The organism is Arthrobacter sp. (assembly GCF_048266065.1).
Classification (GTDB): Bacteria; Actinomycetota; Actinomycetes; order Actinomycetales; family Micrococcaceae; genus Arthrobacter_H.
Map to the genome: position 1 here is coordinate 202,337 of NZ_JBLXAH010000005.1, position 12,758 is coordinate 215,094.

The window sequence follows — 12,758 nt, forward strand, 5'->3', positions numbered from 1 at the left end:
TACGATCTATGTGGAGTTGCTTCCGGGCCAGTCGGCCCTAAGCGTTGTTGACCAGGGATGGTAGGAAAAGCGTGATGCTGGGAACGAGGAACAGCAGTGCGGTGACCAGCAGGTCGACCGTGAAGAACGGCAGGACGCCCTTGAAGACGGTTTCCGTTCGTACTCCCGTGGATCCGGTGACTACGAAGCAGTTGATGCCCACCGGCGGCGTCACCATGCCGATCTCAATCAATTTCACGATGATGATGCCGAGCCATATCGGATCCAGCCCAAATTCGAGTGCAATGGGCAAGAGGATCGGCACGCTGATCACCAGAATCGAAAGTGATTCCAGGACCATGCCCAGCGGGATCAGACATACCAGCAACAACGCCATCGTCAGCATGGGTGGCAACCCAATAGCCGAGACACTTGCGGTGATCGCGTCGGGCACCTTGGCAGAGATGAAGAAGGCCGAGAGTAGTGCTGACCCGACGATGATCAAGAACACCATGGCCGTGGTTGACCCCGTGTCCTGCAGTGCCCCCTTGAAGTGCCACAGGATGCTTCTGAGCCCTTGGTGACGATTTTCGAGAATGAGCATGACCAGGGCGACGAGGGCGCCCATTGCCGCCGATTCCGTGGACGTGAAAACGCCGGAGTACATCCCGCCGAGGACGATCGCGAACAGAAGACCAATTCGGACTAGGCCTCGCCACGGCAGATTCTCTGCTCGCTTGTTGTCGTCGTTGGTCTGGCTTTCACTTTCCTCCACACGCTCCAGCGTCGTAACGGGGGTACGGGGACCGCGAGCGGCCTCCACTGCTTGGCGGTAGGCCTGCCCTACCGCTACTTCGAGGTCGTCCTTGTCGGTCGATTTTCCGATCTTCTTGCTTCCCACGAGCATGATGTAGCCGATGTACGCAGCTGCGGAGAGGAGTCCCGGAAGGATGCCGGCGGCCAGCATCTGCGAAACGGAAACGTTGGCCATGATGGCGTAGAGAACCAAGAATGTGCTGGGGGGAATCATTGCCCCGAGGGTTCCGGCCACGGCGACAAGAGCTGTGGCAAGACTGGCGGGATAGCCATTGGCCCGCATTTCCGCCACGGAAAGTTTCGACATCGTCGCCGCAGTACCGATACTCGAACCGGATACCGCCGAGAAACCGGCACAAGCCATGATGGTGGCCACGCCCAGCCCACCAGGAGCCTTGGAGACGAAGCGGTTGGCGATCGCGAACACATGCTCGGCGATCTTCGCTCGCACGGCAAACATGCCCATCAGGATGAACATCGGGACGATGGTCAGCGAATAGCTGGAAACCTGCGAAAAGGGTGTTGAACCCAAAACGTGCGTTGCATGCCCGAAGCCCTTGAGCAAGCTGAGTCCCAGGACGCCGGTGATGCCCAACGCCAGCGAAACCGGGGTCTTCGTCATCAATAGCAGGATCATCACCGCGAGGGAAATGAGCACTACACCTGTAACTGTCATCTCACTTCGCTCCAGTCTCTTGGGCAAGGACATTCGAGGTGTTCCCATACGCCGTGGAATCTTCGCCAAGCACCGGCCGTCCGCGGAGCGCTCGTACGAAATTCAGTACGGCAACAAGCAAGAACGCTGCGATTCCCAGCGCGATCACCCAACGGGCCGGGTAAAGGGGCCACCGTACGAGGCCAAAGCGTTCTTCCAGGTTGACGGTGGCATCCAGGGCCTTCGTCGACGTGGCGTAGAACATCCAGCCCAGGAACAGGGATGACATGCCCCACACGCCGACGTTGATCAGCGCATTCGCTCGTGCGCTCAAGCGATCGGTCACCAACGTCACGGCGACGTGTTCCCCTTGGACCCCCGCCCAGGCAATGCCGAAGAACACGGCAACGACCAGACTGGTTTCAGCCGCCTCGAGCATTCCGGGCAGGCTGGCTCTTGAGATGAATCGCACCGTCACGTCGGCTGCGATGGCCAGCATGAGCACGACAATGCTCAGTGCGGACAGTATTGCCAATACGCGGGAGGCAGCTACAGTTACCCGTTCCATCGGCTCTCCTTTCGAAATGTGCATATTTGGACCGGGCCGGCCTAGCGCTGTTGCCAGAATTCGAATGCCTTGGAATGGTCGACATTCCCGAGGGCCTCGAGGGCATCGCTCAATGCGCCCGTCACGGCCTCGCATACGGGTGCGGCGTGGTGTACGGACTGCTGCAAATTCAGGGCTATGCGCACGTCTTTGGTCATCAACGGCAGGGCGAACCCTGTCGCATAATTCCGCTTCACGATGTGGTCCTCGAGGACGTGTGTGGTCACAAAACTCTGACCCGTGGAGGCATTGAAGATGTCGACCATGGTCTGAGGGTCCAAACCAAACCGCTCGCCCGCCACCAGCGCTTCAGTCGAGGCCGTGTATGCAGCAGCCGCCACGAAGTTGTTCAGGGCCTTCATCGCGTGTCCAGTGCCCAGAGCCCCGGTACGGAAGATCCGTTCGCTCATGGTCTGGATGATCGGTTCGGCACGATCCGCCGCCTCCTCGTCATCGGCTCCCATCATGATGGCCAGGGTTCCGTTTTCGGCTCGTGCCCGGGCACCGGACACGGGAGCATCAACGAGGTGGACCCCATGGGCGGCGAGAAGGCGGCCCGTTTCGAGCGTCTCATTGGGATCAGAGGAACTCATGTCGATGAGGACGGTCCCGGGTCGGAAGGGGACGCGGAGCACGCCGGCATCGGTGAGGAGCACCGAGCGCACAATGGCCGAGGTCGGCAGCATGAACACCACCGCTTCACAGCCGGCCAAGTCCTCCGACGACTGGAGGGCCGTCGCCCCGATGCGCGCAGCTAGGGCCTGGGACCGTTCAATATCGACATCGTAGAGCCTGACGTCGTATCCGCCCCCCGCCACATTGCTGGCCATGGGGTCGCCCATGGTGCCGAGCCCGACGAAGCCGACTGAAGTCTGGCGTTGGTTCAGAATCATTGCCTCTTGAGTTCCTTCGATGTGTTGTGTTGCCATTTCCTGTTCCTATCGGCTGCCTACTGCTTGACCGTGACTCCAGCACTGTTCGATTCATCGTCCACTTGGCTTGGCAGCCCCAGTTCCTCGCGGATCTCATCGAGTGCCCGCATCCCCTCGACTGCGGACGGGATACCGCAATAGAGCATCGAGTGGAGGACGATTTCCCGGATTTCGTGCACGGAGAGCCCGTTTGCGATGCCGCCGCGCATGTGGACCCTTGTCTCATGTGGTTTCCCGGAGGCCAGCAACATCGCGATGGTGATCTTGCTGCGGTCCTTCGTGGAAAGTCCGGTCCGCTGCCACAGGTCGCCGAAACAGATTCGGGTCACGAAGTCCTGCAATTTGTCGTTGATGTCGTTCGTGTGCTCGACCTGATCCTCGGCCCCTCGTGGACCAAACATCTTCCGACGCTGTTCGAGCCCCTTGTCGTACAACTCGTCTTGAATCACTTTCATACCTCTTCGTGTTCTGGTGGGATTCGAAAAATCGTCCCCAGGCTCCGTCGACCGGGTGTGGCCCGATCTCGAACCGTTGCCGATGTACTTTTCAGTTTGCTGTAGGGCGCATCCGCGGAGTTGTCAGCAGACGCATTGTGGACGGCAAATTGCGAAGGCCTTTACGGGCGGAGGCCTCCGGATGACGACCTCGTGGTGTATACATGCTGTAAACGTTCCTATGTTGCAGGTCACATCAGGTACGTGCCGCACCGTAGCCATTTCCCGGCAAGGAGGATCGAGAATGTCGTCAATGCCCCAAGAATCGGTAGTGGTCCCCGAAAGACCCCAATTGCCTTCCGAACTGGCGCCAGAATCTCGCGTAGAGAGTTTCGACGCCTGGAAATCCCTGGTCGGCAACCGTTTCGGCCGGCTGACACTCTCGACGAATGTGGCGCGGTTCTGCGGATCGCTCCGCAGCACGCACGTCGACCAAACATGCGTCACGGAGATCTCCGCCAGTGCGCACCAAGTACGACGTCTCGCGTCGCAGATCGATCCAGGCGATGCGAAGCACCTCAAACTCACTTTGCTTCTGGAAGGCACCGGCATCGTCGCCCAGGACGGACGTACCGCCGTGCTGGCACCAGGAGACCTGGCCATCTATGACACCAGTCGTCCCTACACCATGGAATTTGACGACAACGTGCATACGCTGGTGATGGTTTTCCCCCATCACATGGTGGGCATGTCCGCCAAGCTCATCCGCTGCGTCACCGCCGTAACCATGCCCGGTGACCGGGGAATCGGCAGGGTCATCTCCCCCTTCATGGAGCATCTGGCGGCGAATTTGGAGCAACTGCAGGGAATCAATGGCATACGCATCATGCGCAGCGCCCTCGACCTCATTACCGCACTGCTATCCGCCGAATTGGTCAAGAACGGTCCACCGGTCGAAGATTCGCGCCGATTGATTACGGAAAAGCTTCGGCTGTATATCGAGGCTCATCTTGCCGATCCCGATCTGAACTCGGTGAGCGTCGCGAAGGCGCATTTCATGTCAGTCCGATATTTGCAGTATCTTTTTCGCGAGCAGGACCAGACCGTGACCGGTTATATCCGCGAACGGCGTCTGGAACGCTGCCGTCTGGAACTGCTTGATCCTGCCTTCGAATCCCATTCCATCCTCCAGATCGCAGCGCGGTGGGGACTGGTGGACCGAGCCCATTTCAGCAAGCTGTTCAAAACGGCCTTTGGTCTCAGTCCGCGCATGTACCGCGACATGCACTCCCGGTCACAGGGATAGCCGAAATCGTCTCGACCCGAAGCGAGTGCCCATCGAACCGTATGAATGGCTCCGCTGCGGCTAAGTGGGACAACGGAGCGGAAGCCGGCTCCCGAGCTGCCCAGGGCCGGAGGCAGCTCGGGAATCGGAGACGAAGGACAGCCGCTAGACCGTCCTAGTACCGGCGACCAGTGCCCTGACCGCAGCCACCACGGCCCGTGCCGCCGTCGTCAGCTGGACCTCTGTGGCTTCGGTGGTGAAGCTCAACCGAACGGCGGTGAGCGCGACGTCGGGTTCGTACCCCATGGCGAGCAGCACGGGCGAGGGGTCCGTGGAGCCGGCGGCGCAGGCCGAGCCCGACGAGCAGACGATCCCGCGGCGTTCGAGTTCGAGCAGCACCGTTTCCCCGTGCGTGCCCGGGAAGGCGAAGGACACGATGCCCGGCACCCGGTGCACCGGATCACCGGTCAGCAGTGCCGCCGTCGTGCCTTGTCCTGCCGCGGGATGCCCTGCCGCAGGGTTTCCCGGATCGGGGTTTCCCGGGGACGGGTTCAGGCCAGACAAGACGGTGTCGATCAGGTAATCCGACCGGCGGTGGGCGTCGTCGAAGTGCAGGGCCCCACCGGCAGCGAGGCGCAGGGCGGTGGCGGTGGAGACGGCTCCGGCGACGTTCTCCGTGCCCGAGCGGCGTCCGCGTTCCTGCCCGCCCCCGTGCAGCAGCGGTTCCAAAGCCAGGCGCCCGCGGATCATGGCCAGCCCGGCGCCCTTCATCCCGCCGAGCTTGTGCCCGGAGATGGACAGGGCGTCGACGTGGGAGGCCAGCTCGGCCACGTCCAGCCAGCCGGCGGCCTGGACGGCGTCGGTGTGCACCAGGGCGCCGACGGTGCGGGCCGCGGCCGCGATCCCGGCGATGGGCTGGATGGTGCCGACCTCGTTGTTCACCGCCATCACCGACACCAGCGTGGTGTCCGGCCGGAGCAGTGCTGCCGCCTCGTCCGGATCGACGCGGCCGCCGCGGTCCACGGGGACGACGTCGACGGTGAAGCCGTGGTGGCGGGCCAGGTAGTCGCCGGCCTCCCGCACGGAGGAATGCTCGACGGCGGAACGGACCAGGTGCCGGCCGCGGGGGTTGGCCAGGGCCAGGCCGATGAGGGCGAGGTTGTTGGCCTCGGTGCCGCCGGAGGTGAAGACGATGTCGCCGGTGCGCACGCGCAGGGTGGAGGCGGCGGTGGTGCGGGCGTAGTCCAGGGCGCGCGCCGCGGTCTCCCCGGGTCCGTGGTGGCTGGAGGGGTTGCCGAAGTCGCGGGCCATGAGCGGCCAGACCAGCTCGAGGATCTCTTGCTTGACCGGGGTGGTGGCGGCGGCGTCGAGGTAGATCACCGCTGTTCCCCCGTCCCGGTGCGCCCGCCCACGCGGGCCCGGCCGTCAGTGATCCGCACGTCGAGCCCCAGGTCCAGGGCGCGGACGGAGTGCGTCAGGGTTCCGGAGGAGATGACGTCCACGCCGGTGGCGGCGATGTCGGCGACGGTCTCCAGCCGCACGTTGCCCGAGGCCTCCACCAGGGCGGCACCTGCAATGCGGCGGACGCCAGTGGCCAGATTGGCGAGGGAGAAGTTGTCCAGCATGATCGTGTCCACCCCGGCGGCGAGCACTGCATCGAGCTGGTCGAGCGAGTCGATCTCCACCTCGAAGTGCACAGTGTGTCCCAGCCGCGCCCGGGCCGCGCGCAGGGCACGGGTCAACTCGTCCCCGGTCCCCAGCAGGGCCAGGTGGTTGTCCTTCGCCATCACCGCCTCGGAGAGCGTGCCGCGGTGGTTGTGCCCGCCGCCGCAGCGCACCGCGTAGCGTTCCAGCGCGCGCAGTCCCGGGGTGGTCTTGCGGGTGTCGGCGATGCGGGTGCCGGTGCCGGCCGCCGCGTCGACGAAGGCGCGCGTTTGTGTGGCGATGCCGGAGAGGCGCTGGAGCAGGTTCAGCCCGACACGTTCCCCGGCCAGCACGGCCCGGGCCGGACCGGTCACCGTGGCCAGCACGTCGCCGGCGGCAAAGGATTGGCCATCGGCGAGCGCAGTGGTCACGGTGGTGGCCGGGTCGGTCAGGGTCATGGCCGCCTCGAAGACGGCGAGCCCGGACAGGATCCCCGGTTCGCGGGCGATGACGTCCGCTGTGGCGGTGGCCCCGGCGGGGATCAGGACGTTGCCGGTCAGGTCCCCGGTGGGGTTGTCCTCCGCCAGGGCGGCCTCGACGATGTCGCGGATGACCCGATACGGGACGGGCAGCGGATCCACGGCGAGCGCGGTGGCATCTTCGCGGATAACGGTGTCGGTGGTCATCTTGGTGGTCATCTCGGTCCTCATCAGTGGGTGCTCCCGATCAGGAGCCGGTCGGCTGGTACCTGGGCGGTGGACGGGTGGGTGGTCGTTCGGACGCCGGCGCGGACGAAGCCGACGCGACCGCCCACGCTACCGGCGCCATGCGCAGTAGTCTCCGCTTTGGCCGGGGTGTCGAGCCGGTAGTGGGCGCCGATGGACCCGGTGCGGGCCAGTGCGGCCTCCGCGATGAGGCGCCCCACGGTGGTGAGGTTGCGCAGTTCGGCATCGGCCCGGGTACGGGGCGCGGTGCCCTCACCGGCGGCCAGTGATCCGGCGAGCGCCGCGGCGGCCAGGGCGAGCCCCTCGCCGGTCCGCTCCACCCCCAGGTAGGCGGTGGACAGGTCGCGGACGGCATCCAGGGTCAGCGGCACGCGTGCGGATCTGCCGGAGTCCTCCCCCGTCGTCGTTTCCCGCATGATCGTTTCCGGCGCGGCGTCCCCACCCTCCGGCAATTCGAACACATGTTCTAGTCCGGAAGATTCCCCCGCGAGGAGGGCACCGTCGTCGTGCAGGGTGGTGACGGCACGGAAGCCGTGCACCAGTGCCTCAAGCAGCGAGTTCGACGCGAGCCGGTTGGCCCCATGGGTTCCGGTGCAGGCGGTCTCCCCCGCCACGCGCAGCCCGGGGACCGTGGTGCGCCCGCACGCGTCGGCGAACACCCCGCCCATCCAGTAGTGCTGGGCCGGGGCGACGGGCACGGGTGCGGCGGCCAGGTCCAGTCCGTCGGCTGCAAGGTGTCCGGTGATCGCCGGGAAGCGCGCCGCGAGGAATCCTGTGCCGCGGCGTGCTTCCACGCCCCGTGCGTCCAGGTACACCTCGGAGCCGGTGGCGCGGACGCGGTGGATGGCGCGGGCGACCACGTCGCGCGGTGCCAGTTCGGCGTCGGGGTGCACGTCGGGCATGAAGCGCCGGCCGGAGCCGTCGATGAGCACTGCGCCCTCCCCGCGGACCGCCTCGGAGATCATGAAGCGTCCGGCGGGCACCAGCGTGGGGTGGAACTGGACGAACTCGGCGTCGGCGACCAGCACCCCGGCCCGCCAGGCGAGCGCCGCCCCGTCGCCGGTGGCGCCCGCGGGGTTGGTGGTCCACGCATACAGGGAGCCGATGCCCCCGGTGGCCAGGAGCACGACGTCGGCACGCAGGCGGGCGGGCCGCCCACCTCCCGCCGGGAGGTAGTCGAGCCCGGTGACCGCGCCGGACTCCACCACCAGGTCGGTGGCGAAACAATGTTCGTGCACCGTCAGGGACCCGGCGGCGGCGAGCCGGCGGACCACGGCGATCAGCGCGGAGGCGACGACGCGTCCGGTGGCATCTCCCCCCGCGTGGACGATCCGCGCGTGCGCGTGGGCGGCCTCCAACCCCAGGGCCAGGTTCCCGGTGGCGTCCCGGTCGAACGCGGTGCCCAGCTCGGCGAGCGCCTCGATATGCCCCCACGCGGAGGAGCAGACATCGCGCACCGCGGCCGGGTTGTTCAGCCGGGCCCCGGCGATGAGCGTGTCCTCGATGTGGCTGGCCACCGAATCCCCGGCGGCGACACCTGCGGGGCCCACCCCGCAGATCCCGCCCTGGGCGTACCAGCTGTTCGAATCGGCCAGCGCGTCCTTGGTCAGCAGGGTGACCCGGTGCCCATGTTCGACGGCGGTGATGGCGGCATAGAGCCCCGCCACCCCGGAGCCGACGATGACCAGCTCGCGGGCGGTGCGCCCGCCGTCGACCCTGCCGGCGCCTGGGGCACTCACGGCCGGGCCGCCAGCATCCGCTCCAACGCCACCTTGGCGGAGGCCGAGTCGCGTGAGGGCACCGAGATCTGGTTGACCACCCGTCCGGCGACGAGTTCCTCCAGCACCCAGGCGAGGTAGCCCGGGTGGATGCGGTACATCGTCGAGCAGGGGCAGATCACCGGGTCCAGGCAGAAGATGGTGTGCTGCGGATACTGGGCGGCGAGCCGGTTGACCATGTTGATCTCCGTGCCGATGGCGAACGTGGACGGTTCGGTGGCGGCGGCGATGGCCTTCTGGATGAAGTCGGTGGAGCCCGCGGAGTCGGCGGCGTCGACGACCTCCATCGGGCATTCGGGGTGCACGATCACGTCCACGCCCGGGTACTCGGCGCGGGCCTTGTCGATCTGGGCTGTGGTGAACCTGCGGTGCACCGAGCAGAACCCGTGCCACAGGATGACCTTCGCGTCGGCGAGCGCCTCGGCGGTGTTCCCGCCCAGCGGCTTGTTGGGGGACCACATCGGCATCTGCTCCAGCGAAATGCCCATCGCCTTGGCCGTGTTGCGTCCCAGGTGCTGGTCGGGGAAGAACAGCACCCGCTGCCCCCGCTCGAACGCCCACTCCAACACGGTCGCGGCATTCGACGAGGTGCACACGATCCCGCCGTTGCGCCCCACGAACGACTTCAGCGCCGCGGAGGAGTTCATGTAGGTCACCGGGATGACCGGTACGCGCCCCTCGGCGTCGGCCTCGGTGCCGTAGAGGTCCATCAGCTGTTCCCAGCACTCCTCGACGGAAGACTCATCGGCCATGTCCGCCATCGAGCAACCGGCAGCCAGGTTGGGCAGGATCACCGCCTGCTCGGGCTTCGAGAGGATGTCGGCGGTCTCGGCCATGAAGTGCACCCCGCAGAACACGATGTATTCGGCTTCGGTGCGGGTCTGGGCCGCATTGGCCAGCTGGAACGAGTCCCCCACGAAGTCCGCGTACTGCACCACCTCGTCGCGCTGGTAGAAGTGCCCGAGCACCACCACGCGCTCGCCGAGCGTCTCCTTCGCCGCGCGGATGCGCCCGTCCAGCTCCTCGTCGGAGGCGAGCCGGTATTCCTCGGGGATGGCCCCCTGGCGCGGCGTGGTGGCCGGGGCGACGTCGTCCATCGAGGAGCCCGGCCCATAGGAGGGCAGCCCGGTGTCCAGGTCCCACGGGGATTTCACCAGGTCGGTGGTGCAGACCCCGTCGGCGGACCCGCCGGCAGGTGCTTCCCCGACCGGGGTGAGGGTGAGGCGGGCGATGGTGTTGCTGACACTGGTCATGATGTGGTCCGTTGATCTTCCGTGCGGGGAGTTGGGGTCTGCGGGATTGCTGCTCGCGTGCGGCTACGTGCTGTTGGCGGGAACCGTTCCGGCTGGCATCGTGCCGGTCGGAATCGTTCCAGTCGGATCGGGGACGACGGCGGAGTCCCCCGTGTACCGGTAGAGGCGCGGCGGTCTGTGCTTGCCGCCGAGCAGGTATTCGTCGGTCGGTTCGATGCCGGGGGTGCCGCGCAGGTGGCGTCTGAAGTTCGCAGCGTCGAGCCGGCGGTCCAACACGGCCTCGTACACTTCCTGCACCTGGGCCAGGGTGAAGCGCTCGCCGAGGAAGCGGTGGGCGATGGAGCCGTATTCGACCTTGTTGCCCAGACGCCACAACGCGTACCTGACGATTTCGGCATGGTCGAACGCCAACGCGTCCAGTACCGCGTCGTCGCGGGCCGGGAACCAGGCCACGTTCGGGTCATCGATCAGCCCGGCGGCCTCGGTGTGTTCCTCGCGAACCAGCGCCCAATACACGATCGACACCACGCGCTGGGACGGCGAGCGGTCCAGCCCGCCGAAGGCGTAGAGCTGCTCCAGATGGCTGGGCGCAAGCCCGGTGGTGGCCTGCAGGTTGGCGGCGGCGGCGTCCTGCAACGTCTGGCGGGCGCCCAGCGGGCCGCCGGGCAGCGCCCACTGGCCGCGGAACGGCTGGCGGGTCCTACGGACCAGCGGCACCCACAGGGATTTGCGCCCGGTCGGTTCCCCGTCGGCCAGCTCGTCGCGCAGCGAGAAGATCACGGTGGAGACCGCCAGCTGGGGGCTCATCGCCTGGCGTTCGGAAACATTGGCGAACTCCATGGCGACTCCTCCCGGGCGAGAAACTAGTTATTGTCACTTCGACAAGAACTGATGATACTCCCGTGCGATGGAGGTTTCCAAGCATGTGTCGGACGGACCCCGCTCGCTGCGCCGCTCCGCTTCCCCGCCCGTCGACGAATTCACGTCACACGAATACGCTGGAATCCCATCCGCTCCTGGAGGCCGCCGTGCGCAACACACGCAAGTTCAGCCAAGCCGTCGAGACCTGGCTGCGCGAGGACGTGGCGGCCGCCTACGACGCGTTGATCGACAGCCCCCACGATTTGGCGACGGCCGACGAGGTTCGAGCCATCTTGGCGGCAAAACGGGCACCCCGCGGGTGAAGAAATACCGCGCCCAACTCCAGCGCGGTGCCTGGCAACGATCCTGCCCGGCGACTACCCAGCGGCTGCCTCGTCGTCGAGCATCTCGTCCTCGATCCGCGCCGTCCTGAACGGGGACGCCGCCAGCAGCACCAGCCCGAGGCATATGAACCCCGCGGCCACCCAGAGCGCCACGGCCACTCCCGCCACGGTGGCGATCAGCCCGCCCACCGGGGCGCCGATGACGATCATGCCGCGGTTCGCCGACCGGATGACCGAGCTCATCCGTGCGATCATCGCATCCGGCGTCACCGCTTGCTGGAACCCCATCTCCAACGGGCTGCCCGTTCCCAGCGCGATCCCCCACACCAGCTGGGCGGCACCGATGCACCCCACCACCGGGCCCGGCGGCACCCCGGCCTCGTGCCACCCCGGCACGGCACCGGCGACGATCGCCAGCAGCACCACCGAAAGTGCCTCGAATCCGCGGGCCACCACCATGACCGGCCCGGTCCCCCAGCGTTGCCCGGCACGCAGGGAGATCCCAGTGCCGATCACGGCCCCGACGCCCGCACAGCTGAGCACCAGGCCCAGCGCCACCGCGCCGAGTCCGGCGTCGTGCAGGACCAGGACCGGCAACACGGTGCCCAGCATGGCCGAGCCGATGAACCACACATGCGTGCTCCACGCCATGGGCCCGATGAACCGGTGGCCGTAGGCCCACCTCAGGGATTCGCCGATGCGGGCCGACAGCGTGGGCCCCACCCCGGTGTTCCGCAGAGGACGACGGCGGGGCAGGCTGGCCATGATGGCCCCGGAGAACAGGAAGCTGGCCGCGTCCAGGAGCAGGGCGAACGGTGCCGTCAGGGCGGCCACGAGCCCGCCGGCCACGGCACCTCCGACGGTTTGGGCCACGGTGTCGCTCTGCTGCAGACGGGCATTCGCCTTCACCAGCAGCGGCCGGGGCACCAATTGCGTGAGCAGCGACCGGTCGGCTGCATCGCCGAGCATGGACAACATCCCGAAGGCGAAGATCACCACCACAACCAGCGGCACATTGAGCCACCCGGCCACACCACCGATGCAGAGCAGGGCCAGCAGGACGCCCCGTCCCAGATCGGCGGCCACCAGCACCGTCGTGCGGCTGAAGTGGTCGACCCAGATCCCTGCGACCAGCCCGAAAAGCAGGTAGGGAGCCCACCGGGCGGCGCTGACCCACCCCTGGTCCTGCGCACTGCCGCCCAGAGTGACGAGGACCAGGACGGCGAGCGCCACGGTGGTGATATAGGTGCCGAAGTCCGAGACGGTGGAGGCCGTCCAGAACCGCACGAAGGGCGCGTTGTGCCGCAGTTCGCCCGCCCCGCGCTTGGCACCCATGGTTTCGAGCGTAGTCGACACGGTAGCGGCCGCTCCTGGACGCGCCCGGCCCACTGTAGCCGTCCGTACGCAGACGCTATCCAGCCGCCTCCCGGCTCTGTAGGCTCTGG

The 12,758-nt window shown here is 66.7% G+C and carries 12 protein-coding genes; 2 read left to right on the forward strand and 10 right to left on the reverse strand.

Annotated elements, in window-relative coordinates; genetic code table 11:
• Positions 1 to 37: 37 nt before the first annotated feature.
• Genes ACN0TP_RS10165 through ACN0TP_RS10180 form a run of 4 tightly spaced genes read right to left on the reverse strand, consistent with a single transcriptional unit; the run spans position 38 to position 3,438 of the window.
• Complete coding sequence (locus ACN0TP_RS10165) at positions 38 to 1,453, reverse strand: TRAP transporter large permease (RefSeq protein WP_417218725.1); 1,416 nt, start codon at positions 1,451 to 1,453, stop codon at positions 38 to 40.
• 19 nt (positions 1,454 to 1,472) lie between these two features.
• Positions 1,473 to 2,018 (reverse strand): TRAP transporter small permease, encoded by a 546-nt coding sequence (locus tag ACN0TP_RS10170; protein ID WP_417218726.1) that lies wholly within the window; start codon positions 2,016 to 2,018, stop codon positions 1,473 to 1,475.
• Positions 2,019 to 2,059: 41 nt separating this feature from the next.
• Positions 2,060 to 2,986, reverse strand: a complete 927-nt coding sequence (locus ACN0TP_RS10175) for an NAD(P)-dependent oxidoreductase (protein ID WP_417218727.1) — start codon at positions 2,984 to 2,986, stop codon at positions 2,060 to 2,062.
• Between the two features lie 20 nt (positions 2,987 to 3,006).
• Entirely contained in the window at positions 3,007 to 3,438 is a 432-nt protein-coding gene (locus tag ACN0TP_RS10180; RefSeq protein ID WP_417218728.1) for a carboxymuconolactone decarboxylase family protein, read from the reverse strand.
• 289 nt (positions 3,439 to 3,727) lie between these two features.
• Between ACN0TP_RS10180 and ACN0TP_RS10185 the strand changes: the two genes are divergently transcribed.
• Positions 3,728 to 4,729: a helix-turn-helix domain-containing protein gene (locus tag ACN0TP_RS10185; RefSeq protein ID WP_417218729.1), complete on the forward strand. Its 1,002-nt coding sequence runs from the start codon at positions 3,728 to 3,730 to the stop codon at positions 4,727 to 4,729.
• Positions 4,730 to 4,873: 144 nt separating this feature from the next.
• Here ACN0TP_RS10185 and ACN0TP_RS10190 read toward each other — a convergent pair whose 3' ends face one another.
• From ACN0TP_RS10190 to ACN0TP_RS10210, 5 genes are all read right to left on the reverse strand, one after another.
• Positions 4,874 to 6,088 (reverse strand): cysteine desulfurase family protein, encoded by a 1,215-nt coding sequence (locus ACN0TP_RS10190; protein WP_417218730.1) that lies wholly within the window; start codon positions 6,086 to 6,088, stop codon positions 4,874 to 4,876.
• Entirely contained in the window at positions 6,085 to 7,038 is a 954-nt protein-coding gene (nadC, locus tag ACN0TP_RS10195; protein ID WP_417218861.1) for a carboxylating nicotinate-nucleotide diphosphorylase, read from the reverse strand. Before nadC ends, ACN0TP_RS10190 begins: the two co-directional genes overlap by 4 nt.
• Before the next feature lie 23 nt (positions 7,039 to 7,061).
• Complete coding sequence (locus tag ACN0TP_RS10200) at positions 7,062 to 8,816, reverse strand: L-aspartate oxidase (protein WP_417218731.1); 1,755 nt, start codon at positions 8,814 to 8,816, stop codon at positions 7,062 to 7,064.
• Positions 8,813 to 10,108 carry a quinolinate synthase NadA gene (nadA, locus tag ACN0TP_RS10205; RefSeq protein ID WP_417218732.1) on the reverse strand — a complete coding sequence of 432 codons (1,296 nt, stop codon included), beginning with the start codon at positions 10,106 to 10,108 and terminating at the stop codon, positions 8,813 to 8,815. Before nadA ends, ACN0TP_RS10200 begins: the two co-directional genes overlap by 4 nt.
• A gap of 63 nt (positions 10,109 to 10,171) precedes the next feature.
• Positions 10,172 to 10,948, reverse strand: a complete 777-nt coding sequence (locus ACN0TP_RS10210) for an NUDIX hydrolase (protein WP_417218733.1) — start codon at positions 10,946 to 10,948, stop codon at positions 10,172 to 10,174.
• Positions 10,949 to 11,136: 188 nt separating this feature from the next.
• On the opposite strand from ACN0TP_RS10210, the gene ACN0TP_RS10215 reads away from it, so the two are divergent.
• Entirely contained in the window at positions 11,137 to 11,292 is a 156-nt protein-coding gene (locus tag ACN0TP_RS10215; protein ID WP_417218734.1) for a hypothetical protein, read from the forward strand.
• Between the two features lie 54 nt (positions 11,293 to 11,346).
• Here ACN0TP_RS10215 and ACN0TP_RS10220 read toward each other — a convergent pair whose 3' ends face one another.
• On the reverse strand, positions 11,347 to 12,648 hold the full coding sequence (locus ACN0TP_RS10220; RefSeq protein WP_417218735.1) for an MFS transporter: 1,302 nt from the start codon (positions 12,646 to 12,648) through the stop codon (positions 11,347 to 11,349).
• Positions 12,649 to 12,758: the final 110 nt, after the last annotated feature.